Here is a 21,873-nt window from a genome sequence, read left to right as displayed (position 1 = left end):
AATAACATTAACTGCGTTTAATACTGACACCGAGGCCTCGGTTCAAATTCGCTCGCTCTAAGTGGCAGCTGAATAACTTTGCCACAGCCTGGCGGTGCTTGCAAACCGGTCTCTTCGCTCACAAAAGCCCAGCGAATAGACGGCGGGCGCGTATCGGCTATTGATTCTGGATTTAGGGGTTTAAGATAGCGTATATAAGCCTCAAGTGCCCCTACACTTCCCGTCAAGCCGGTGCTCTTATTATCATCACGGCCAAGCCATGCAACAGTAACAGTGCTTTGATCAAAGCCTGCAAACCAACTATCACGCAAATCGTTACTGGTGCCTGTTTTACCGGCTAACTGAATTGATGGAAAGTGCGCATTTAAGCGCTTAGCGGTGCCATCTTTAGTCACTCGCTTCATGGCATATTTAGTCATGTATACAGACGCTTTATCAAATCGAGGCTCAGAAATAACCTGATGTTGATAAAGTACTTTTCCGACTGAGTCGGTTAATGCTGAAATTGATGTAAGCTCTCTATACTCACCATCTGCAGCAAGTGTTGTATAAAGCTGAGCAACCTCTAAACTCGACATTTCAACAGCGCCTAATAACAATGAAGGATACTGATCTATATGCCCTTTGGCACCAAGCTTTGTAAGCGTACCTGCAACATTGTCAACGCCAACATCTAAACCGAGATTGACCGCAGGAATATTAATACTTTTACTAAACGCTTTGTGCATGGGCATCATGCCACGATATTGGCGATCAAAATTCTCTGGTTGCCACACTTGACCTTGCTCATTAGTCACCTGTACAGGTGAATCATCAAGTAAAGTTGCAAGGTTATAATTAGGAGACTCAAGCGCCGTTAAGTAAACTGCGGGCTTAACTAAAGAGCCAATATTACGTTTGGTATCTAATACGCGGTTAAACCCTAAAAAGCGTGGATCACGGCCTGCTACCAATGCAGAAATCCCGCCCTTTTCAACGTTTACTGAAACCATAGCCGCTTCTAATTGCTCTGTGGTTTCGCGTTTTTCAAGGTAAGGAATGCTCTTTGTAATGGCATCTTCCATCGCGGATTGTTTTTGTAAATCAAAATAGGTGAAGACTCGAACGCCGGCATCAAGCACATCCTGATCAGGTAGGAGTTGTTTCAACTCACGATCCACCAGCTCTAAATAACCAGGATAGGACTTAGGTAAACTGTCTTTCATTGGCGCGATATCAATAGGACGCTTTAGTGAAGCACGATATTCTCGCGTATTTATCAATTTATTATCTACCATCAAACGTAGAACAAGATCACGGCGTTCCATCGTACGCTCACTGTACCTTCGCGGATTATAATAAGAAGGTCCTTTAACCATAGCCACCAATAAGGCTATTTGATCGTACTCAAGCTCATCAACGGGTTTAGAAAAATAAAACTCAGATGCCAAACCCATGCCATGCACCCCTTGGTTGTACGATTGGCCAAGGTATACTTCATTCAAATACGCTTCTAAGATTTGATCCTTAGAATAACGATAATCAAGGATCAACGCGATAAGTGCTTCATTAAACTTACGAATAAGTGTGCGGTCACGGGTTAAGTAAATATTCTTTGCTAGCTGCTGAGTTAGCGTACTGCCGCCCTGAACCGTGCGACCAGCTTTAATGTTGCTGTATAATGCACGCATAATTGATAACACAGATACGCCATGGTGCTCATAAAACTTTTGATCTTCTACAACGAGTAAAGTGTCTTTAAGCATGCGAGGAAATTTATCTAGGGGAACAAACTCTCTATCTTGTTTCGAATCATTACCAATTCGGGCAATTTGTACGGGCTCTAAACGCGCACTATTCAAACGTCGACCAAATTTGTCTTTGATTGTCGCCAACTTCTGCCCAGCAAATCGTAGTTCAATTACTTGTGAACCTTCAAGACCATCAAAAAACTCAAACTCACGACGATAAATTTTAAGGCTATCGCCCGCTTTTATATATTGTCCGGTGCGGCTTAATTTATTAACCGATGAGTAATTTAGCCTATCAAGTTCCCAAATCACTTCTTGAGCTGACAAAAATTGTCCAGGATAGAAGCTCATAGCACGTGCATAAACTTGAGCAGGAAGCTGCCATTTATTACCTTCGAACTGGCGTGTTATTTTTGCATCTAAATAAATTAAATAAAGCGCCATTGCCACAATGCCAGCAAGAGTTAGCTTCCAAAGTACAGACCAAACTTTAAAACTGAGACTACGCTTATTCGGTGTTTTAACTGCGCTTTTTTTTGTGGTTTTTTTTGCAGTATTTGCAGCCTTACTAGCTGTCTTTTTGGTAGAGCGCTTTGGTGGGGTTTTAGATGTTCGTGGTTCTTTTTTATCGGCCATTACGTTGCTATATATTCCAGAAATTAATTTACAGGTGCGAGCTTAGCACATAGCATGCACCCTAACACCTGTAAAATTAACTGAAACTGAAAGTAGCTTCACCATGCTGACTTCAACAAAAAAGTCAGCCAAAATTTAGCGAGTACATAACCAAATAGAGTGAATGACCGCCGGTATAAATAAAACAAAGCACAGTAAAATATTGATGACTAAATGTTTGCCCACACCTGCTTTTAAAAGTACCGCCACCGGTGGTAACAATAGCGATAAAATAATAAGAATTAATTTGTTATCCATAAATGTCCTTTGTTGTTTTATATTAAGCTACCAAAGCATAGCCTCTATTACTCATTATTCCTATCTGATACTTCTGATTTTATTGCCCTTCTAATTGAGTACCCAATACAAAAAAAGCCCTAACAGATGTTAGGGCTTTGTTCGAACACACAATGAAGTTTTACAATTTTGAGCTATTAGTTACTGCGTACAGAAACAAACTCTGGATATGCATCAATACCACAATCATGCTGATCCATACCGTTTAACTCTTCTTCTTCGGTAACACGAATACCCATAGTCTTTTTCAGCACAACCCAGACAGCTAAAGAAGCAACAAATACAAAACCTAAAATACACACTAGACCAATAATTTGATTAACAAAGCTGGCATCAGCGTTTGATACTGGCACTAAAATAATACCCAAGATACCACACACACCGTGCACTGATATTGCACCTACTGGGTCATCAATCTTAACCTTGTCCAGTGCTACGATACTAAACACAACCAACGAGCCACCTAAAATACCCAATACACAAGCCATTACAGGTGAAGGAGAAAGTGGGTCAGCAGTTATAACAACTAAGCCAGCAAGTGCACCATTTAGTACCATGGTTAAATCTGCTTTACCCCATAAAACTTTACATACAAATAATGCTGCAATAGCGCCCGTTGCCGCAGCGGCATTAGTATTTAGTAAAATTTGACCTACCGCAGTTGCATTTTCAGCATCAGAAATGAGAAGCTGCGAACCACCGTTAAAGCCGAACCAACCCATCCATAAAATAAATGTACCAAGTGTAGCAAGTGGTAAGTTAGAACCTGGTATTGGGTAAATTTCACCATTTTTACCGTATTTACCTTTACGAGCACCTAACATTAATACACCAGCAAGCGCAGCGGCAGCACCTGTGCCATGCACGATTGCAGAGCCTGCAAAATCAACAAAGCCCATTTCAGATAGGAAGCCTCCGCCCCATGTCCAATATCCTTCGACTGGGTAGATAAAACCAGTTAGTACGATTGCAAATGCAAGGAATGCCCATAATTTCATGCGTTCGGCAACTGCACCTGACACAATCGACATCGCGGTTGCAACAAATACAACTTGGAAGAAAAAGTCTGACTCTAAAGAGTGATCAGCATCCGCGGCCTGGGTGCCAATCAAAGCGCCTATAGAAGGTACTAAGCCACCTTCAGCATTATCTACATACATGATGTTGTAGCCAACGAGCAAAAACATGGTACACGCAATGGCGTACAGTGCTACGTTTTTAGTTAAGATTTCAGTGGTATTTTTTGAGCGAACTAAGCCCGCTTCGAGCATGGCGAAGCCTGCTGCCATCCACATAACTAAAATACCTGAGATTAAAAAATAAAATGTATCTAACGAAAACTTTAATTCTACTATCGTGTTTTCCATCATGTGTCCCCTTAAATTGCTTCTTCATCGAATTCGCCCGTACGAATACGAACAATCTGATCTAAGTCGTAAACGAAAATTTTACCGTCGCCAATTTTGCCCGTTGAGGCAATTTTAGTGATGGTTTCAACAACACGTTCACAATTTTCTGTACGAGTAGCAATTTCGAGTTTTATTTTTGGAATAAAATCAACTTGGTATTCTGCACCACGGTATAGCTCTGTATGCCCACGCTGACGACCAAAACCTTTGACGTCAACAACGGTCATCCCTTCAATGCCTAAATCAGCCAGCGCTTCACGCACATCATCAAGTTTGAATGGCTTTATTATTGCACTAATCATTTTCATAGTGGCCCCCTTCGGACGCTTATTGTTATCCTGTTAGACTTGATAATCCAACCTTTATGCCACTATTTTAAAATAATTAAAAACAACAACTTAAACAAAACAGTTAAATAAAAGAAACAAAAAACGCACCATTAAGGTGCGTTTTATTTACATTTTTACTTCACTGGTGCAAGTTACTCACTGTGTTGTATTACACAATCTCGTTTTTGATCTTTTGCTTGATACAGAGCCTTGTCCGCTAGGCGCATTGCACTCGTTAAAGTCACATTATTAAAATGTGTTAGGCCTACACTCACCGTAATGGTGAAAGATTGACCATTAATAACAAAGTCATAAGCAGAAATACGCGCTCTAAACGCATCCATCAAAGCATAAGCTTGTTCTATATTGACATCGGTTAACACAACTGCAAACTCTTCACCGCCAACTCGTGACACTGTAAAGTCTTTAAAAGAGCTTCGTAGTAAAGAGGAAATTTGTTTAAGCGCCTGATCGCCCGCCTCATGTCCAAACTTATCATTAATTACTTTGAAAAAGTCGATATCTAATAAAGCTAAGCAATTCTTACGCGATGTCTCTTTTAGTAACTTCTCAGCGAACTGGTAAAAATAACGTCGGTTGTACAAACCTGTTAGGTCATCTTGATACGCACTTTCTTTTATATCTGCAATTAGCGCTAATTGTTCCATTGTCTGTAATACACGACAATGAAACTCTTCATTCATAAATGGTTTAGTTAAAAAATCATTTGCGCCGTATTTTATAAAGCGTGCTGAAAGTCCGTGTTTACCTGCACCAGATAAACCAATAATCGCTAAGTCATCCCGACCTCTAAAATTGCGTACCGCTTTCACTAACTCAAATCCATCCATGGTTGGCATAGCGTAATCGGTAAGCAATAATTTTATTTCAGGATCTGCTTTAAGAATTTTTAAAGCGTGTTCACCATCATTGGCGTCTTGTACGCTAAATAGTTGCCTTTCAAGCATTTGCTTCATCAAAGAGCGACTAAGCATAGAGTCATCGGCAACCAAGGCTTTGCACCCTTGGTTTCTTAATAGCTGGGCAACAAGCTTAACGGCGTAATGGTAGGAGTCACGATTATCTTTAATAACGTAATCAACTACGCCTAACTCAAGCATTTGCTGGCGCTTATACTCATCAATTTTAGATGTGAGTACCACCGTTGGCACATTTTTGTCGAGCGTATATTTTACCACTTCGCCATCTGGGGCATCGGGTAACGTTAAGTCAACTAAAGCAAGGGTATAATCATGAATACTTACAAACTCTCTGGCCTCTGCAAACGTCCAAGCAAAGTCAACGGCAACATTTAAATAATGTGCGGTTAGGTGTCGTAGTACTTGCTGTACTACCTTACTGTCTTCGACAATTAAAACTCTTTGCATAAACGTCTCAGTTACCCTTTAACAGGGTGTTTTGCCCAATGCACCTTGTACATTAAAGCTTAACTCAAATATAAATTAGGCGAGTAATATACTCGATAACCTTACGAATCAAAATCCAAACCCACTAAATTAGGTAAAAAGCATACGCAGTTAAAAATTAACTAAGCTTAACTTCTACCTCTTACCGACTAATATCTGCACCTAGTCTCATTAACTTTGTTATTTAACCTAAAATTATCTTTAATAGCTGAAATATAAAAAAAGGATCCATTATGAAACTAATAAGTATCATCAGCCTTTCAGTCGCAGCGCTAACCCTTAGCCTATCGCATGCAAGCTTTGCAACTGAAAATCAGCGTCGTATTGATGTTGACAGTACCGTTGTCACTGAGCATAAAGCGCGCATTAACGGTGATCGTTTTTCTTACACAGCAACCACTGGCACCCAGCCTGTATGGGATGACAAAGGCGATGCAGTCGCTACGCTACAATATACTTATTATGAGCGCGACAAAGTTGACGATAGAACAAAGCGCCCACTGCTAATTTCATTCAATGGCGGACCAGGTTCAGCATCGGTATGGATGCACCTTGCTTATACTGGCCCACGCGTATTAAAGATTGATGATGAAGGTTACCCTATTCAACCTTATGGCGTAAAAGATAACCCTTACTCAGTGCTTGATGTAGCCGATATTGTTTATGTAAATCCAGTGAATACGGGTTATTCACGTGTTTTAGAAAACGAAAAAGGCGAGCTACCAAGTAAAGACGCACAGAAAAAAATGTTCTTTGGTGTCAATGCAGATATTAAATACCTTGCCGAGTGGCTCAACACCTTTGTAAACAGACATGAGCGCTGGCGTTCACCTAAATTTTTAATTGGCGAAAGCTACGGTACAACCCGTGTATCAGGGCTTGCTCATGAATTACAAAATCGCCAATGGATGTATATTAACGGTGTTGTGCTTGTATCTCCTACTGATATCGGTATCAAGCGCGATGGTCCTGTAAAGGCAGCGAATCGCTTACCATACTTTGCAGCAACCGCGTGGTATCACAAAGCATTAAGCCCTGAGTTACAAGCAAAAGATTTAGATGAATTACTTCCTGAGGTCGAAGCGTTTACAATCAACAAATTGATCCCTGCTATTGCAAAAGGCGGCTTTATTGGTGATGAAGAAAAACGCGCTATCATAAAACAAATGGCACTTTATGCAGGCGTGTCTGAAAAATTTGTTGCACAAAATAACTTAGACATTCCAACTAACTTCTTTTGGAAAGAATTGTTACGCGATCGCGGTCAAACATTGGGCCGTTTAGACTCTCGTTACTTAGGAATAGACAAGCGCGATGCTGGCGAATCTCCTGATTACTGGGCTGAGCTAACCTCATGGTTACATTCATTCACCCCAGCAATAAACCACTATTTACGTCATGAGCTGAAATACAAAACTGATGTTAAATATAACTTATTCGGTAACGTACACCCTTGGGATCGCAGCAATAACAAAACAGGTGAAAACTTACGCTTGGCCATGGCACAAAACCCTTACCTTAACGTGTTAGTACAAGCAGGCTACTACGACGGTGCAACAAATTACTTTGATGCAAAGTATACAATGTGGCAACTTGACCCTAGCAGTAAAATGCGTGACCGCTTAAGCTTTAAAGGCTACCGCAGTGGTCATATGATGTATCTGCGCCATGCAGATTTAGAAAGCTCTAATAATGATTTACGCGAATTTATAATCAATGCATTACCCAAAGAAGGCGAAGCTGCTAAATATTAATAGCTAATATTTAGACTATATTTGTTCAGCCCGTTTACACGGGCTGTTTTTTATACCAAATCCAGCTCAAGATGCAGAACTCAGCGTTTCACAGAGGCTTAATATCAAAGCGTTACTTTGCAACAATGGCAATCCCTTTTAAAAAGTAACAACACAGAGAGTAAGCGCCTGTGGAACGCCCAAAGGGTTGGTTTAAAAGCGATTTATACTGCGTTATTGATTTTAACAATAGAGCCACTATTACTCGCAATCAATGCCTTGCCTAAAGCGCTTTTAATTCCAACGATGCTCGTATTTTGAGGTGGTTTGGGTATATACTCAATTCATTGATTTAACATTTTTGGAAAACAAAGATGTCAGAAAACTATCGCGTTATGTTTGCAGGGTTAGCAAACGACACACAACCTAGCGACGCACAAACTAAGCTGGCTACTAAGCTCAATGCATCACCGAGTAAGGTCGCTGCATTTTTTGAAAATAAACCTTTATTTGCCCCTTGCTCAAAAGATAAAGCACTAAAACAAGCTAAACTATTGGCAAGTTTCGGTATTAAAAGCAAGTTACAACCTATTAATACAGGCACTTCTGCAAATATTAACGATGATGCAGCTTTGCAACGCGATGAACGCATTTTCAACGCACTTGATTACATCACCAGTAGCTTGATTCGAATTGAAGAAAAGCTAGATGATTTAGAGCAACGACTCCCTACCGTAGCAGAACAGCCATCTACTATTAATGAAGATGATTGGCAAAACGATGACTTATTACTCGATGAAGAGCTCAATATTCCACTAAAAAAACGCAGTAACGCGCTTCTTTACTCTCTTATTGCTATGGTCGTATTATTGCTTATTGTGCTTGGGCTATCGTTCGCTTTTCCTGACTTATTTTCCTTTTTAGACTCGTAAAACATAATTTAAAAGTGAAGCATGAATATAAATAGAGCAAATTTACGACAGGAAGTCCGCAAACGGCGTCAAAAACTATCAAAAATTGAGCAAGAAATTGCAGCTGAACAACTTAAAGTGAATTTTACTCAACACCTAAAAAGGTACAAAACAACTAAAAATTCACATATTGGCATTTATTTAAGCAACGACTCAGAACTTGATACATCATTGTTAATTAAAGAGCTTTGGACTAAAAACCTGTTCACATACCTTCCTGTAATACACCCTTTCAACGGCACAACTTTGTACTTTCAACGCTATGAAGAAAATTCACCCATGAGAGCAAATCGCTATGGTATCTTGGAGCCTAAGTTAAATTGTAGTCAGATTTGCCCCTTGCAGGACTTAGATTACTTATTAATGCCACTCGTAGCATTTGATAGTCATGGTAATCGTTTGGGTATGGGAGGCGGTTTTTATGATAAGACTTTGGCGCGCTACCACAACGAAAAATGGCAAAAACCGCAACTTATTGGTCTTGCACATCAGTGCCAACATGTTGAAAGTTTACCCGTAGAACCGTGGGATGTACCTTTAAATTTTATTATTACACCGCAGAAAACTTACCATTGGTAAGCAATATATTTGTATACTTACGCAAATGAACTCCACCTACTGAGCAAATAGAAATGACACAAGATGAACTAAAAAAAGCAGCTGCTTGGGCTGCACTCGAATTCGTAGAAGAAAATACCATTGTTGGTGTTGGAACCGGCTCCACTGTAAATCATTTTATTGATGCACTTGGCTCTATAAAAGACACTATTACAGGTGCAGTATCAAGCTCTGATGCTTCAACAGAAAAGCTCAAAGCCCTTGGTATTGAAGTGTTTGAGCTAAATGATGTAGCAAGCTTGGACGTATATGTTGACGGCGCTGATGAAATTAACGCCAAAAACGAAATGATTAAGGGCGGCGGTGCAGCATTAACGCGCGAAAAAATAGTTGCCGCTGTTGCCAAACAATTCGTATGTATTGTTGATGATACCAAGCTGGTTGATACCATGGGTGAGTTTCCATTGCCTGTTGAAGTTATTCCAATGGCACGCAGCTATGTAGCACGCGAATTATTAAAACTGGGTGGTGACCCCGTTTACCGCCAAGGCGTTGTTACCGACAATGGCAATGTTATTTTAGACGTACACAATTTAAAAATTACCGACGCAAAACAACTTGAGCAGACAATTAATCAAATTGTCGGCGTTGTAACCAACGGCTTATTTGCCGAACGTGGCGCAGATAAAGTCATCATAGGCACCAAAAATGGGCCACAGATAAAATAGGAATGAGGATATGAGTAAGGTATCGTTAGCAAAAGACAAAATTAAAATTCTCTTGCTTGAAGGTGTGCACCAAAGTGCAGTTGAAACACTAAAGCGTAATGGTTACAGCAACATCGATTACGTTAAAACATCGTTACCTGAGGACGAACTACTTGAGCGCATCAAAGATGTGCACTTTGTAGGACTTCGTTCTCGTACTCAAATAAATGCAACAGTACTTGAAGCAGCCGAAAAACTTGTTGCTGTCGGCTGCTTTTGTATCGGTACTAACCAGGTTGACTTAGACGCAGCACGCGAACGTGGTATCGCCGTTTTTAACGCCCCATTCTCTAATACGCGCTCCGTTGCAGAGCTGGTACTTGGCGAAATTTTACTGTTGTTCCGCGGCATTCCTGAGCGTAACGCTATTGCACACCGTGGCGGTTGGTTAAAAACCGCTCATGGATCGTTTGAAGCTCGTGGTAAAACGCTTGGTATTATTGGCTACGGCCACATTGGTACACAGCTTGGCATCATGGCAGAAAACATAGGCATGAACGTTGAGTTCTACGACATAGAGGACAAGCTAACGCTGGGTAATGCTACTCAAGTGCATAACCTCACTCAGCTGCTACAACGTGCCGATGTGATTAGCTTGCATGTACCTGAAACACCACAAACAAAAAACCTCATTGGTAGTGCTGAAATTTCGGTCATGAAACAAGGGGCTATTTTGATCAACGCCTCTCGCGGCACTGTGGTTGATATTGATGCCCTTGCAGAAGCACTCACTGAGAAAAAACTAAGCGGCGCTGCCATTGACGTATTCCCAGTAGAGCCAAAATCAAACGATGATGAATTTGTATCACCACTGCGTGAATTCGACAACGTGATTTTAACGCCACACATTGGTGGCTCTACCCAAGAAGCTCAAGAAAACATTGGTATTGAAGTTGCCGGTAAATTAGCTAAATACTCAGATAACGGCTCAACCATTACTGCTGTTAACTTCCCTGAAGTATCCCTACCTGAGCTTGCTAATCGCAGCCGCTTATTGCACGTACACCACAACCGCCCAGGCGTACTAACACAAATTAACCAAGCGTTTGCACAACACGGCATCAATATTGCCGCACAGTACTTACAAACAGACGAAGCCATTGGTTATGTAGTTATAGACGTAGACACAGATCAATCTGAAGTAGCCCTGAAAGAGCTCAGTGCAGTAGAAGGCACTATCAGAGCCCGTTTATTGCACTAGGTCTAGGTGCTAGGTGCTAGGTGCTAGCAAAAGATAAAAGCCGTGTTTGTTAATTCAAGCACGGCTTTTATTTAGATACAAAATAGAGTTATTAAGCAGTGAAAGGAACCCTATAGAAAAAGGCAATACATGCCCCCTGAGTCACCTTGAACGGCTTTCCTCATTTTTGGCTGCTTCGTACATCAATCACTGTAAATCCGAGCTTTTCTGCATTATTTACAACCAAATTAAAACACACAATAAAAATAATAAAACCTAAGAAAAAGGTTAATAGGTGTTTAATTTTACCGCCTTCTAATCGCATTAATCTGCCTGTAAAAATACAAAAGCTCCTAAGAGAAATAATGAACAGTGCAAACATAAATACGAAAAATATAACTTTAAAAACGACAAACATAACTCTCACTTAGACTGCTAACCAAGCTGTAAAATAATGCTAACGACAGATATAAATTACTCGAGGTGTTGTGATTCAATGAAACCATAAAACAATGTGTATTAAATACATCCATTATTCCACTAGCAATTGCCTTAGTAAACCAGCGAGTAAAACTCTAGGTGTGTTATTTTGCACCAAAACGGCGATTAATTATGCGCTCGAACTAAACCTAACATCACGCGGCTCTGGTGGTACGATGCGAGTAAAATAAAAGCCGTGCTTATTTTAACAAGCACGGCTTTTATTTTTAAGTGATAAACCTAATTCAACAAAAACTACTGTCAACATATGAAATGCGGCATTTTGCTGTTAATTGCCACCACGAAGGCGCGCAGCTTGTCCGCTTAAAAAGGCTTGGGTTGCACCTTGTTTAAAGCGCCTTAAATCCTCATCACCACTAATAGATGAACAAGGAATAGTATCATTACATCGAGAGCCTCTGATTCTGCTTGATGTTGACGCCCTCATGCTAGGTAAGTTTTTCAATCCAGAAATAAACATATCCATTGTCTGCTTTTCTCTGACCACCTCGATACGTTCAATGTCTTTGTTTTTGGGTTCTCTGGGTAAAGCAACGCCTAAGTCGACGAGCTTTTGTTTTGCTCTTGGGTCTCTATTAGCGATTTTTTTATACAGTGCAACCGACTTCTCTTTATCAGCTTTTCCCAACATTGCAGACTCATGCAGTTTAGCCAATAAATAATGTGCTCTAACATGCCCTTTATTAGCAGCTAACTCTAACTTTTCTTTTGCTTCGAACACATCTTCTTGAGACGGGTTGTTCAACAATAAGTACACCGCGGTAAAGTAATGCGCTTTTTTTAACTTTTTCGCTGCTTTTCGTAAATTAGTAAGTCCAAGGCTGACGTTAACTTCCCCGCCTTCGCCTTCAAGCATCATGATACCCAGCTTGAATTGGCTGTTTGGTAAATCCCAACGCGCAGCTTCATAAAAGTACCGGCGCGCTTTTTTTAGATCCTTTTCCACACCATAACCATTGTAATAAAAGCTCCCCATCATTTCTTGCGCGATGGGTATTTGTTGGCGTGAATATTGTTTTAATTTTTTAAACTCTTGCTTACAGTGCTCTGACGAGCACGCCCCTAACTTATCTTGATTTTTTGGTGGGCTATCAACACCTGCAGAGGTAATAAATGAGGCTAAAAATGTTGATAGGAGTAAACCGGTAAGTAATGGCGTTCGCATAAATAATTTCACTCATCCTTGTTATTGTTGAATAAACAATAGTTAAAGCAAGTTTATAAGTCAATCATTCTAAAACTAACTACCTGATAAAAAATAAACATAAAAACCATCAACGAGTAAGTTTATTTAGCTAACCGTCTCAAAAGTGATGCTGATTGCCCTTAAAATGAAGCATATTCATGCCGGCTAGATGGTGAGCCTTAATGCGGCTCAATGCACTCCACTTCAAGCCAATAAAAATTAATACTATACCACTGGGGTCAACTTGGGTTTTGCAGAGAGCACGAGTGGCTTTGAGTCTAAATGGTTGGATAAAAATGGACTAAGGTGGGTTAATCAAACAATGAACGTAAGCTATCGCTTTCAATAGACCTGTGATGATTTGAAAGCGCGAGTTAACGCGCTTTTAAATCACTCAAAATGGTATCTTTTCTTAAACTTAAGAATTATAGCTTTTCGAGCTACTCCCCTTTTGCTTGTAAGTTTATAAACTCTGCCAGCTCGTTAGGTTGCCCCATTAGAGTAAAAATCTGTTGGTTTATTTCGGTCATGGTTTGCCCCTCTGGCAGGCTTGCCGAAACAGTTAGCGACCCAAATCCTTTAGTGAAGTCTTTAATTGCTTGCGCTAACTCATCGCTCACTGGAGATTGCTGTAATTGCATATCGACCATTTGTTGCATTTGCTCAAGTGTCATCCCTTGCTTTTCAAGAACTTGTTCAACTAAGGCTCTAAACTCACCTTGGTTTTGTAAGTTAATTTCAATAGTGCGTGGTTCAAGACCGGAGAGCGCTTCCATCATAATTGTTTGCTGCTGAAGTTCCTGCTCTAGGGTTAATTGTTGTGAGCCACTTTCTTGCTGCAATTTACTGGCGGCCAACGACGCTTCCATCAATGGCGTTGAATTAGCCAAGCCTAAATCAAAATTAAACGCAACAATGTCGTTAGCGTCAATAGTAAGTTTAATATCACTATTGCCTGACTCTGCATCGTAATTCATTAAAGTATGTAAGTCATAACGCGCGCTGGCCAGTTGATTGTTTGCATTTGCTGGAAGCTGCGCCACAAACTCGTCACTGAATTTAAACCCATTGACGGATATCTCAGTACGTGGCGCTATTTTATCTGTCTCGTATCCAGCAACCAATATATCATCAATTACAGCGATACTTTGACCATCAAAACCAGTTACAACGAGATTAGACAGTTCAACACTTTGTGAAAAAACACTCGCTGATAACTCATCGTATGAGATTACCGAACCAACCTGTTCCGTTAGTATTGCAAGCTGGCGGTCAACTTCAACTTTGACTTCTTGAGTTACAAGGTGATTAGCATAGCTAACACCACCGAGTGTTATAGCCACGACACCCGCAACGATTGCTAGTTTTTTCATTATATTCCTTATTATGTTCTTTAAATCGATTTATCTAGTTCAAGGTTAACATTGAACGACATAACTCGTTAAGCGCTTTTGAAGCCTGTTATTAATTTATCAGGCTTAGTAGCTCATGGACGGTTTTAACAGGGGTAATTTTTGCTCCAAGTCCTTCCATCGACTTATGGTAATTACGAAATGGTATAAAAATTTCAGTAAAGCCATGTTGCGCTGCTTCTTTTACCCTTGGCACGCCGCTGTCTATTGGCCTTACGTCACCATTTAAACTCAGCTCCCCCATGATGCAGGTTGTGCGCGGTACCACAAACTCATTTAAACTACTCAATAAAGCCGCAACTAAAGCAAGGTCAATACAGGTTTCTGATTCGTCAATTTTCAAACCGCCCACAATATTAAAAAAAGTGTCGTGAAAGATTTTAGTTTTAGTATGTTTACGCAAAATACCTGTTAGCATTTTTATGCGGTTCATGTTCAACCCTACACACACTCGTTGCGGGAACTCAGCCTCTGTTTCGGTGGTTAAACATTGAATTTCAAGCAATAGGTTTCGGTTGCCTTTACGGATACAGGTAATAGCAGAACCAGGTGATTCAGTACTTGAGCCCGATAAAAATATTTCACTTGGGTTATCAACACTGAGCATTCCCCGCTCGCACATTCTAAAAATACCCACGGTATCTATATCACCAAAACGGTTTTTATTGGCTCTTAAAGTACGGATTTGTCCATCGTTTGTATCTATATGTAATAACGCATCGACGATATGTACTAAGGTTTGCGGGCCTGCTATCTCGTTGTTTTTATTAACATGAGCAATAATGAACATAGTGACATCATTTTGCTTGCAGTACTGGGTTAAAGCTTGCGCAGCACTTTTAACTTGTGATGGCGAACCTGGGCTGCCGTTGGCAGTGTCTGTGACAACCGCCTGAATAGAGTCTATTACAGCAAACTTAATTTTATTTTTTTCAAGCTCTTCAATAATCGTTTCAACACTGGTTTCTGAAAGGAGATAGAGCTCATCCGCGTTGTAATCTAACTTTAAACGATTTACACGGTTTTTAAACTGCGACAGAGACTCTTCTGCAGTACAGTAAAGTGATGGCATGCGCTTTGACATTCTTGCAACCAAGTCAGAAAGCAGTGTTGTTTTACCTGCACCAGGGTCTCCGGAAATAATATTCACCGAACCGGTTGTAACACCGCCGCTTAATACCCTATCAAGCTCTCCAATCTCAGTAAGTTGTTTTTCAGCCTCGACGGTGGCGATATCATTTATTTTTTTTGAACCTCCACCTACTCCACCCGCATAACCACCGACACCTGCGCGTGATGACGCTTTTTTATTTTGCCCTGCTGAGGGTTTAAATTCGACCAAGGTATTCCACGCACCACAACGACACTGTCCTTGCCAACGCTGATAGTTCATACCGCATTCGGTGCAAACAAACTCTACTTTTGCCGCTTTTGCCATTTAAATTCTTACCTAGTCTTATCTATTTATATTATGCTTATAAAACCGTTTAATTTGTTAACTCATGGTTTTACATAGTTACACTGCTTGCCAATTAGTTAAATCAGCGCCACAATCTATTAATAGCTTTATGAAATTTCTTTAAGGCACGTTTTTTGCTTTGTTTTTAGTTAGCTAATACATAGATTTATGAGCCATTTATTTGGCAAATTATAATAATAAAAATTAAAAGTAGCTATCGTAACACTATTATAAGTAGTAAAGCAGCTCTACTAAGATAACGTGTTGCTTATATAAATAGATGTACCTACTTTTCCAAGGTGATGGTTTTATAGATGAGTGAAGATGTTCTCCTAAAATACGAAGATTTAGTTGATGAATTAAAATCGTACTTAGGCAATACAAAGTTTGATGGAATCTTTAAATCAAAAACAGCAGGCTTAACCAAGCCTGAGCAGTTTTTGATCAAGATGGAAATGTCACGCTTATCTCAACCCGTTGCACGTTTTATAGATTTAAGAGGTCAAGTAACTGGCCAAGTAAAGCCCTACGAATATGGCGGTAAACAACACTTTATGGATGAAACCGCTATTAGTGTGTTTGAAGAAGCAATAAAACGCCATGGCGGTTACACCCTTGCAGTTTATGAAGCGGTAATGAATACCGATAATAACCATAGGGTCATGCAAAAAAAAGCAACAGAACTTGCTAACCAGCCAGAGCAACAAGCGCAAAATACACTTAGTTGCCAAGTAATCAAGTTTGCCTCTTATGAAAGTCGCCGTGAAGAGCGGATGAATTACTCAATTAAAATTACCGTTGAAATAAACAAGGGAAGTACAATATCTGCTACCACATCAGATATTTCCTTAAGCGGTGCCAAAATCAAACTAGCGCCGCGATATACTGTTAAACGTGGACAATTGATCGGTTTAAGGCTCGTTGGCTTAGAGCAAGACTTTGAACTCGGGCTTAGAAATGGTATTCAGTATGAAGTGGTTGCTGTTGAACCGGTATCTGCAGATTTTAACCACGTCCGATTAAAACGAACATTTGTTGAAAACAATGTTAAATTCGATGAGTTTTTAGAAAGCTTTATCCACGGCAATAAACGCAGATACAAAGTAAACTTAGATAATACTCTTGATGCGGTTGTGTCAAAAGGGTATGAGCAATATTACATACCTCGCGTTGCTTCACTCTTTGTTTTTTTTAGTTTAGAAAGTGAAAAGTTATACCCGAATATAGCGCTAACAACTGAAAATAATGTGTTTATTCAACGTTATTTCTGCGATGAACGAAAGTTATCTTGCTTATATTCCATCTTGAATCAACAACGTCTGGCTGAACTTTTAAACGACCCTGCCCCAGTGAAAGAAGAGTACTTGTATACTTTCACTCACGTTGTTGCTGGCAAAGTATATTATTATTCAGCAACCCGCACTGAGCTTAACAAAGAGCCTAAATTACATAATTTGTTTTTTGGTTTTGGTAGCCAAAAAGAAAGCTGGCAATGTTTTAAAGTGCAATTAATGCCAAGCCACCCTGAAGATTCTTTTATACCATTAAGCCTGCCTAAAACGGCGGGAAAAGATATTGAAAAACTTAACAAGCCGCCGTCACCTCGCGTGCAAGGCATGTTAAAAGATATCAAATATTTAGCTGTATTAACTGCAGTGGGCACGCCCGCAGAGCAAAAGCGCTACCAAACCATTGAATTCAATAAAAGTGTAGTTAATGAACTAAAACGCTTTGGTCATGGTAAACATAAAACACCGCCTCGTTTAGAAGCCGTTGATCTTGAATATGTTAATTTGCGAGCTCACAAGCGTTACCTCTATAAAACAGAAGTCATTGTAAATGAAGTAGCCTCAGAAGATCATTCGATTCAAGCTCATAGCCTTGATTTTTCGGTGATGGGTTTGCAAATTGAGTGCAAGCAACCAGTTGACTTTAAAAAAGGCCATATTGTAGAGCTCAGTTTGCCTGAGTTACAAAAGATCACTAAAAAGCATCAGTTATCTAAACTCAAATATGAAGTGATGGCTGTAAGCAAGTCTTTAACTACCATCAACTTGAAAGCCACTGTAATAGCTGACTCACCTCATATGGGAGTGAAGTTTTTCACACAATTAATTGAAAATAATAAAAGTAAGTTAAAAGTATCTGAAGAGACACCAAAAATCCCAGGGCTTTCAACTGCATTAAGAAACATGGTGACAAAAACAGTATGCCAGCTCCCTTTTTACTTACATAAAGAAGCCGCACATTTTACTACAGGTGCAATTGGCCAAGGTTTATATCCTAGCCCCATACATCGTATTTTACAAAGTTTTGGGTTGTTAAACGAAAAGACCAGTTTAGAAGCCTTTTTGTCAACTGATCAAATTACCGAAACGATCACACCATTGATTAAAGATCGAAGCCGACAAGATCCTCCTTTACCATTTACCTTGTTTATTCGCTTTGATCCGAAAAAGCCATCAGTTGAAAGCGCGATAAAAACTCAGTGCACAGCGGTCGATGATTTTGCGCCACATACGTTTTTCCTCAAAAAAGGCTTAAAAAACGAGCTAATATTTGTAATGCGTTTATTTATATCGCGCACAGGTCGCCCTGATACAGATTATTTATCAAACGAGTTAAAATATGTCAGTCAATATGCCTTGCACAAAGCCAAAGATTTAGAAGAAGCGCTTTGGTCTGTTGCTGGTGTGGGTGACATGGTGGACGTGACAGAGGAAGCGCTCAATCACTTTGACTTTAAAGCTGAGCAAATTGAGCAAATGTCATCACGAAAACAAGTTTGGTTGAATCGATTAGGATAAGTACGAAAGTGACTTCAAACTTACGTACTTATAGTTTATTTAGGGATGGTAAGTAAATACAATAGTTGCAATAAGGAGCCTTCGCATATCGCAGCTTGTGCCTGCTCAACTACTTTAGGTTTACCGTGAACGGCAACGCCTAACCCAGCCTCTTTCATCATAACTAAATCATTTGCACCATCACCTATTGCGACAGTTTGATGAGGTGGCAAGCTTAATCGCTTTTGCAGCATATTAAGCACTCTCGCTTTTTGATTAGCGTCCACAATTGTGCCCAGCACTTTACCCGTCAGTTTGTTGTCTTTAAATTCAAGCACATTTGCATGTACTTCATCTAGGTTGAGTAATGCCTGTACTTGTTCTGCAAAGGGCACAAACCCACCAGAGGCAATGGCTAAATACCAGTTATGCTGTTTTAGTACTCGACACAGCGCGTCGATACCCGGCATCAAGGGTAAGGTTCTCTTGAGCTCATCAATTAAGCTTTGCTCTATACCTTCAAGCTTTGCAACTCGTTGATACAAGCTTTCACTAAAATCCAGCTTGCCTGCCATCGCTTGTGCGGTGACGGCTGCGACTTCGTCATAAACGTTCGCAAGACGAGCTATTTCATCAATGCATTCAATTGTGATTGCCGTTGAGTCCATATCCATTACCAACAAACCCGGCTCATTTAAATTGGGCGGCGTGTTGAGCTGCACCAGTTGAAAGCCTTTCGCATGAGCAAACTCATTTATTACCAAAGGGTTTAAAGAACCATTAAAGTCATTACTGTAGAAGCAAATAGCAGGTGCAAGCTTTGGATCAGGTTGATAACGACAAACGCCACTAACTAAAATGTTATTCGCGTTGAGGAAATTTAGAATATCCTCAAAATTTTCACCATCTAATTGCGCCCCAAATGCAACACTAAACGTTCCTTTAGGATTATCAGGTATGAATGTTTTTGTAAATTCAGCCTCAACAAACTGATACCAGTTGCCAAGTACTAATTGCGATGATAATTGGGCTGGTGATAGGGCCGCAAGGCGTTCCAATGTCATGGTGACTCCAAATGAGACTAATGTCCCCCTGCATTTTTAACAGTAAACTCGCCATGAGCAGGGATTTAAGGTTATAGTTAGCATAGTTGTAACATCAAAAACAAAGGCTGTCAGCAGCGTAAGCAATGACTATGAAAAATAACCATATTAATAACCCAGTTTCAGCATCAGTTAGGCAACGACTTGTTCGCCTAAGCTTAGCGGCTGCATGCTTTTTATTATTAACATGGGTTGCTGTTAATAGCAGCTTTCAAAGTCACCAGTTGCTTTATGACAATGCTGATAGTACAGCAAAGAGCTTAACTCGGCTTATGGCACTGAGTGCACAAACACCATTAGTTGAAAAAAACAAACCGGCACTAATTGCCCTTTGTAATAACATTAGCAAGGATGAGTTTGTACTAGCTGCCACAATTTACAACCATCAAGGGACATTAATTGCGAGCAGCGATAATTGGCAACCTCATCACTTGCTGGGTAAATTGCCCCATTCAACTCCTGGCATTAGTAAATTAAAAACTCCCTTTGTTGAACCTGTAACCAATGCTGATGGACGTCCTATAGGATTTGTTTCGATTACTTATTTAACCCGTGCAGCTGTATCACAAAGCCATAACCATTTTCATGATTTAGGCCGCCAAGTACTTTTAATGTTAGTGATAACGAGTATTTTTACATGGCAACTTGGTCGTGGTTTAAAGCGTTGGCAAGTTAGTCGCTATATGCAAAAAAGTGCTGAACATGAGTCATAAAGCTGCTGCTTAAATGTCGCTTTACCTTCACCTGTTAGTTGCTTTAGTTCACATAATTGCTCAAACACACGAGGAAGTTGCAGTGGTGTATTTATTTTTCCTTGGAAGCCCGATAAAGGCATTGAGGGGGAATCCGTTTCCAATAGTAAATACCTTGCATCTAGCTGCGCAATAACGTGGCGAGTCTTTTGAGCTCGTTCATATGTAATAGCTCCCCCCACTCCTAATTTAAATCCCTGCTCAATATAATATTGTGCTTGCTGCATGGAGCCTGAAAAAGCATGTATCACACCGCCGTATTTAGGCTTACAGCGTTTAAAGGATTGAGCAATTAAGTCATGGCTTTTTCGATGATGGACAATTAAGGGAAGTTGCAGTTGGTTTGCTAGCGCTATTTGGTACTCAAAGATATGTATTTGAAGAGCAAGGTCATCGATACTGCGGTCAATGCCACACTCACCTATAGCAATAATTGTATTTCTATTATGATGAGCAAGTTTAGTTAATTTTGCCAAGTTCTCATCAAGGTATTCTGATAAGAAATATGGGTGTAAACCTGCTCCAATACGAACACAGGGATAGCGCTTTGCAAACTCAATAAGTGCCTTAGATTGCTCTAAAGTAACCCCAGGAACAATAAAAGCGTTTACACCCTGCTGCCAACATTGCTCTATCAACTGCTCCCTATTAGGCTCAAATTCACTAAAGTCTAGGTGGCAGTGAGAATCAATGAAGCTCATAGCTGCTTAGGGATTCAACCGGGTAATTTGCCAATTGTTATCGGCTTGGCGTTGGTACATAAAACGGTCATGTAAACGGTGCGCACCACCTTGCCAAAACTCAATTTTAGTGGGAACGACACTATATCCGCCCCAAAAATCAGGAAGTGGGATTTCACCATTGGAAAACTTATTTTTCATATTAGCAAAGGTTTCCATTAACACTTTGCGTGATGAAATTGGCCTACTTTGAGCTGAAGCCCACGCTGCTAATTGACTTTCCTTCGGGCGTGACAAGAAGTATTTCGCAACCGCGGAGGTAGGTAATGGCTTAGCTTCACCATAAACAATAACTTGGCGCTCCATATGGTGCCATGGAAAGTGCAGAGAAATCTTGTTATTACCTTTAAGTTCTTGCGCTTTACGCGAGCCTGTATTAGTAAAAAACACAAAGCCGTTATCATCAAGGTGTTTTAATAGCACGATGCGCTGAGAGGGCTGGCCTTCTTCATCAACTGTTGCCACTACCATAGCAGTTGGATCAGGCATTTGTGTTGCCACCGCGTTTTCAAGCCACATTTCAAACTGCTTAAATGGGCAATCAAGCAAGTTATCTTCGCTAAGCGCATCTTGCAGGTATTCACGACGGATATCTTCGAGTTTCATAAAATTCCCTCTAAGTTCTAGGTTCTAAGTTCTAGGTTCTAGGTTCTAAGTTCTAGGTTCTAAGTTCTAGGTTCTAGGTTCTAGGTTCTAGGTTCTAGGTTCTAGGTTCTAGGTTCTAGGTTCTAGGTTCTAGGTTCTAGGTTCTAGGTTCTAGGTTCTAGGTTAATCAAAGTAGACAACCAGCAAGGCAGTCAAGCAGGTATAAGGCGTATGATTATATTAACTTTGTTGGGTTTCGTTACACTCAACCCA

Annotated in this window: 18 protein-coding genes; 7 read left to right on the top strand and 11 right to left on the bottom strand. The window is 40.2% G+C overall.

Features of this window, described 5'->3' with window-relative positions:
* Positions 1-17 precede the first annotated feature (17 nt).
* From mrcB to ACFI4Z_RS06825, 5 genes are all read right to left on the bottom strand, one after another.
* Entirely contained in the window at positions 18-2,366 is a 2,349-nt protein-coding gene (gene mrcB, locus ACFI4Z_RS06845) for a penicillin-binding protein 1B (RefSeq protein WP_462669932.1), read from the bottom strand.
* Positions 2,367-2,501: 135 nt separating this feature from the next.
* Positions 2,502-2,663 (bottom strand): YqaE/Pmp3 family membrane protein, encoded by a 162-nt coding sequence (locus ACFI4Z_RS06840; protein WP_462669931.1) that lies wholly within the window; start codon positions 2,661-2,663, stop codon positions 2,502-2,504.
* A gap of 176 nt (positions 2,664-2,839) precedes the next feature.
* Entirely contained in the window at positions 2,840-4,069 is a 1,230-nt protein-coding gene (locus tag ACFI4Z_RS06835) for an ammonium transporter (protein ID WP_462669930.1), read from the bottom strand.
* A gap of 11 nt (positions 4,070-4,080) precedes the next feature.
* The gene (locus ACFI4Z_RS06830) at positions 4,081-4,419 is read right to left on the bottom strand and encodes a P-II family nitrogen regulator (RefSeq protein ID WP_058560161.1); all 339 of its coding nucleotides are present in this window, start codon (positions 4,417-4,419) and stop codon (positions 4,081-4,083) included.
* A gap of 173 nt (positions 4,420-4,592) precedes the next feature.
* A complete protein-coding gene (locus ACFI4Z_RS06825) occupies positions 4,593-5,828 on the bottom strand; it encodes a diguanylate cyclase (RefSeq protein WP_462669929.1) in 1,236 nt (411 codons plus the stop codon).
* Positions 5,829-6,100: 272 nt separating this feature from the next.
* Between ACFI4Z_RS06825 and ACFI4Z_RS06820 the strand changes: the two genes are divergently transcribed.
* The 5 genes from ACFI4Z_RS06820 (at position 6,101) to serA (ending at position 11,097) form a co-directional block, all read left to right on the top strand.
* The gene (locus ACFI4Z_RS06820; protein WP_462669928.1) at positions 6,101-7,621 is read left to right on the top strand and encodes a S10 family peptidase; all 1,521 of its coding nucleotides are present in this window, start codon (positions 6,101-6,103) and stop codon (positions 7,619-7,621) included.
* A 353-nt stretch (positions 7,622-7,974) separates the two neighbouring features.
* Positions 7,975-8,532 (top strand): hypothetical protein, encoded by a 558-nt coding sequence (locus ACFI4Z_RS06815; protein WP_462669927.1) that lies wholly within the window; start codon positions 7,975-7,977, stop codon positions 8,530-8,532.
* Positions 8,533-8,553: 21 nt separating this feature from the next.
* On the top strand, positions 8,554-9,150 hold the full coding sequence (locus ACFI4Z_RS06810) for a 5-formyltetrahydrofolate cyclo-ligase (RefSeq protein ID WP_462669926.1): 597 nt from the start codon (positions 8,554-8,556) through the stop codon (positions 9,148-9,150).
* Positions 9,151-9,203: 53 nt separating this feature from the next.
* Positions 9,204-9,857 carry a ribose-5-phosphate isomerase RpiA gene (rpiA, locus tag ACFI4Z_RS06805; protein ID WP_462669925.1) on the top strand — a complete coding sequence of 218 codons (654 nt, stop codon included), beginning with the start codon at positions 9,204-9,206 and terminating at the stop codon, positions 9,855-9,857.
* A gap of 10 nt (positions 9,858-9,867) precedes the next feature.
* Positions 9,868-11,097, top strand: coding sequence for a phosphoglycerate dehydrogenase (serA, locus tag ACFI4Z_RS06800; RefSeq protein WP_394192293.1), 1,230 nt, complete (start codon positions 9,868-9,870; stop codon positions 11,095-11,097).
* Between the two features lie 748 nt (positions 11,098-11,845).
* Here serA and ACFI4Z_RS06795 read toward each other — a convergent pair.
* The 3 genes from ACFI4Z_RS06795 to radA form a co-directional block, all read right to left on the bottom strand.
* Positions 11,846-12,754, bottom strand: coding sequence for a tetratricopeptide repeat protein (locus ACFI4Z_RS06795; RefSeq protein ID WP_462669924.1), 909 nt, complete (start codon positions 12,752-12,754; stop codon positions 11,846-11,848).
* A gap of 449 nt (positions 12,755-13,203) precedes the next feature.
* Positions 13,204-14,136, bottom strand: coding sequence for a hypothetical protein (locus tag ACFI4Z_RS06790; RefSeq protein ID WP_462669923.1), 933 nt, complete (start codon positions 14,134-14,136; stop codon positions 13,204-13,206).
* Between the two features lie 91 nt (positions 14,137-14,227).
* Positions 14,228-15,613, bottom strand: coding sequence for a DNA repair protein RadA (gene radA, locus ACFI4Z_RS06785; RefSeq protein WP_462669922.1), 1,386 nt, complete (start codon positions 15,611-15,613; stop codon positions 14,228-14,230).
* A gap of 335 nt (positions 15,614-15,948) precedes the next feature.
* Here radA and ACFI4Z_RS06780 point away from each other — a divergent pair, with 335 nt between their 5' ends.
* Positions 15,949-18,441: a PilZ domain-containing protein gene (locus tag ACFI4Z_RS06780; protein ID WP_462669921.1), complete on the top strand. Its 2,493-nt coding sequence runs from the start codon at positions 15,949-15,951 to the stop codon at positions 18,439-18,441.
* 35 nt (positions 18,442-18,476) lie between these two features.
* On the opposite strand, the gene serB is transcribed toward ACFI4Z_RS06780, so the two are convergent.
* Complete coding sequence (serB, locus tag ACFI4Z_RS06775) at positions 18,477-19,484, bottom strand: phosphoserine phosphatase SerB (protein ID WP_462669920.1); 1,008 nt, start codon at positions 19,482-19,484, stop codon at positions 18,477-18,479.
* A gap of 131 nt (positions 19,485-19,615) precedes the next feature.
* Here serB and ACFI4Z_RS06770 point away from each other — a divergent pair, with 131 nt between their 5' ends.
* A complete protein-coding gene (locus ACFI4Z_RS06770) occupies positions 19,616-20,236 on the top strand; it encodes an AhpA/YtjB family protein (RefSeq protein ID WP_462669919.1) in 621 nt (206 codons plus the stop codon).
* Here the strand turns inward: ACFI4Z_RS06770 and ACFI4Z_RS06765 are convergent.
* Positions 20,203-20,976: a TatD family hydrolase gene (locus ACFI4Z_RS06765; protein WP_462669918.1), complete on the bottom strand. Its 774-nt coding sequence runs from the start codon at positions 20,974-20,976 to the stop codon at positions 20,203-20,205. The two genes, ACFI4Z_RS06770 and ACFI4Z_RS06765, sit on opposite strands and share 34 nt — an antisense overlap.
* A gap of 6 nt (positions 20,977-20,982) precedes the next feature.
* A complete protein-coding gene (pdxH, locus tag ACFI4Z_RS06760; protein WP_462669917.1) occupies positions 20,983-21,621 on the bottom strand; it encodes a pyridoxamine 5'-phosphate oxidase in 639 nt (212 codons plus the stop codon).
* Between the last annotated feature and the right edge of the window lie 252 nt (positions 21,622-21,873).

The sequence above is a fragment of the Pseudoalteromonas sp. RWi3 genome, from assembly GCF_054960735.1.
The sequence above is the reverse complement of the archived record's forward strand: the minus strand, read 5'-3'. Positions and strand labels throughout refer to the sequence as shown.

Coding starts and splice junctions, on each gene's coding strand:
- mrcB (WP_462669932.1), bottom strand. CDS start 2,366: ATGGCCGATAAAAAAGAACCACGAACATCTAAAACCCCACCAAAGCGC.
- pdxH (WP_462669917.1), bottom strand. CDS start 21,621: ATGAAACTCGAAGATATCCGTCGTGAATACCTGCAAGATGCGCTTAGC.
- ACFI4Z_RS06770 (WP_462669919.1), top strand. CDS start 19,616: ATGAAAAATAACCATATTAATAACCCAGTTTCAGCATCAGTTAGGCAA.
- ACFI4Z_RS06780 (WP_462669921.1), top strand. CDS start 15,949: ATGAGTGAAGATGTTCTCCTAAAATACGAAGATTTAGTTGATGAATTA.
- ACFI4Z_RS06765 (WP_462669918.1), bottom strand. CDS start 20,976: ATGAGCTTCATTGATTCTCACTGCCACCTAGACTTTAGTGAATTTGAG.
- serA (WP_394192293.1), top strand. CDS start 9,868: ATGAGTAAGGTATCGTTAGCAAAAGACAAAATTAAAATTCTCTTGCTT.
- ACFI4Z_RS06810 (WP_462669926.1), top strand. CDS start 8,554: ATGAATATAAATAGAGCAAATTTACGACAGGAAGTCCGCAAACGGCGT.
- ACFI4Z_RS06835 (WP_462669930.1), bottom strand. CDS start 4,069: ATGGAAAACACGATAGTAGAATTAAAGTTTTCGTTAGATACATTTTAT.
- ACFI4Z_RS06820 (WP_462669928.1), top strand. CDS start 6,101: ATGAAACTAATAAGTATCATCAGCCTTTCAGTCGCAGCGCTAACCCTT.
- ACFI4Z_RS06815 (WP_462669927.1), top strand. CDS start 7,975: ATGTCAGAAAACTATCGCGTTATGTTTGCAGGGTTAGCAAACGACACA.
- serB (WP_462669920.1), bottom strand. CDS start 19,484: ATGACATTGGAACGCCTTGCGGCCCTATCACCAGCCCAATTATCATCG.
- radA (WP_462669922.1), bottom strand. CDS start 15,613: ATGGCAAAAGCGGCAAAAGTAGAGTTTGTTTGCACCGAATGCGGTATG.
- ACFI4Z_RS06830 (WP_058560161.1), bottom strand. CDS start 4,419: ATGAAAATGATTAGTGCAATAATAAAGCCATTCAAACTTGATGATGTG.
- ACFI4Z_RS06825 (WP_462669929.1), bottom strand. CDS start 5,828: ATGCAAAGAGTTTTAATTGTCGAAGACAGTAAGGTAGTACAGCAAGTA.
- ACFI4Z_RS06840 (WP_462669931.1), bottom strand. CDS start 2,663: ATGGATAACAAATTAATTCTTATTATTTTATCGCTATTGTTACCACCG.
- rpiA (WP_462669925.1), top strand. CDS start 9,204: ATGACACAAGATGAACTAAAAAAAGCAGCTGCTTGGGCTGCACTCGAA.
- ACFI4Z_RS06790 (WP_462669923.1), bottom strand. CDS start 14,136: ATGAAAAAACTAGCAATCGTTGCGGGTGTCGTGGCTATAACACTCGGT.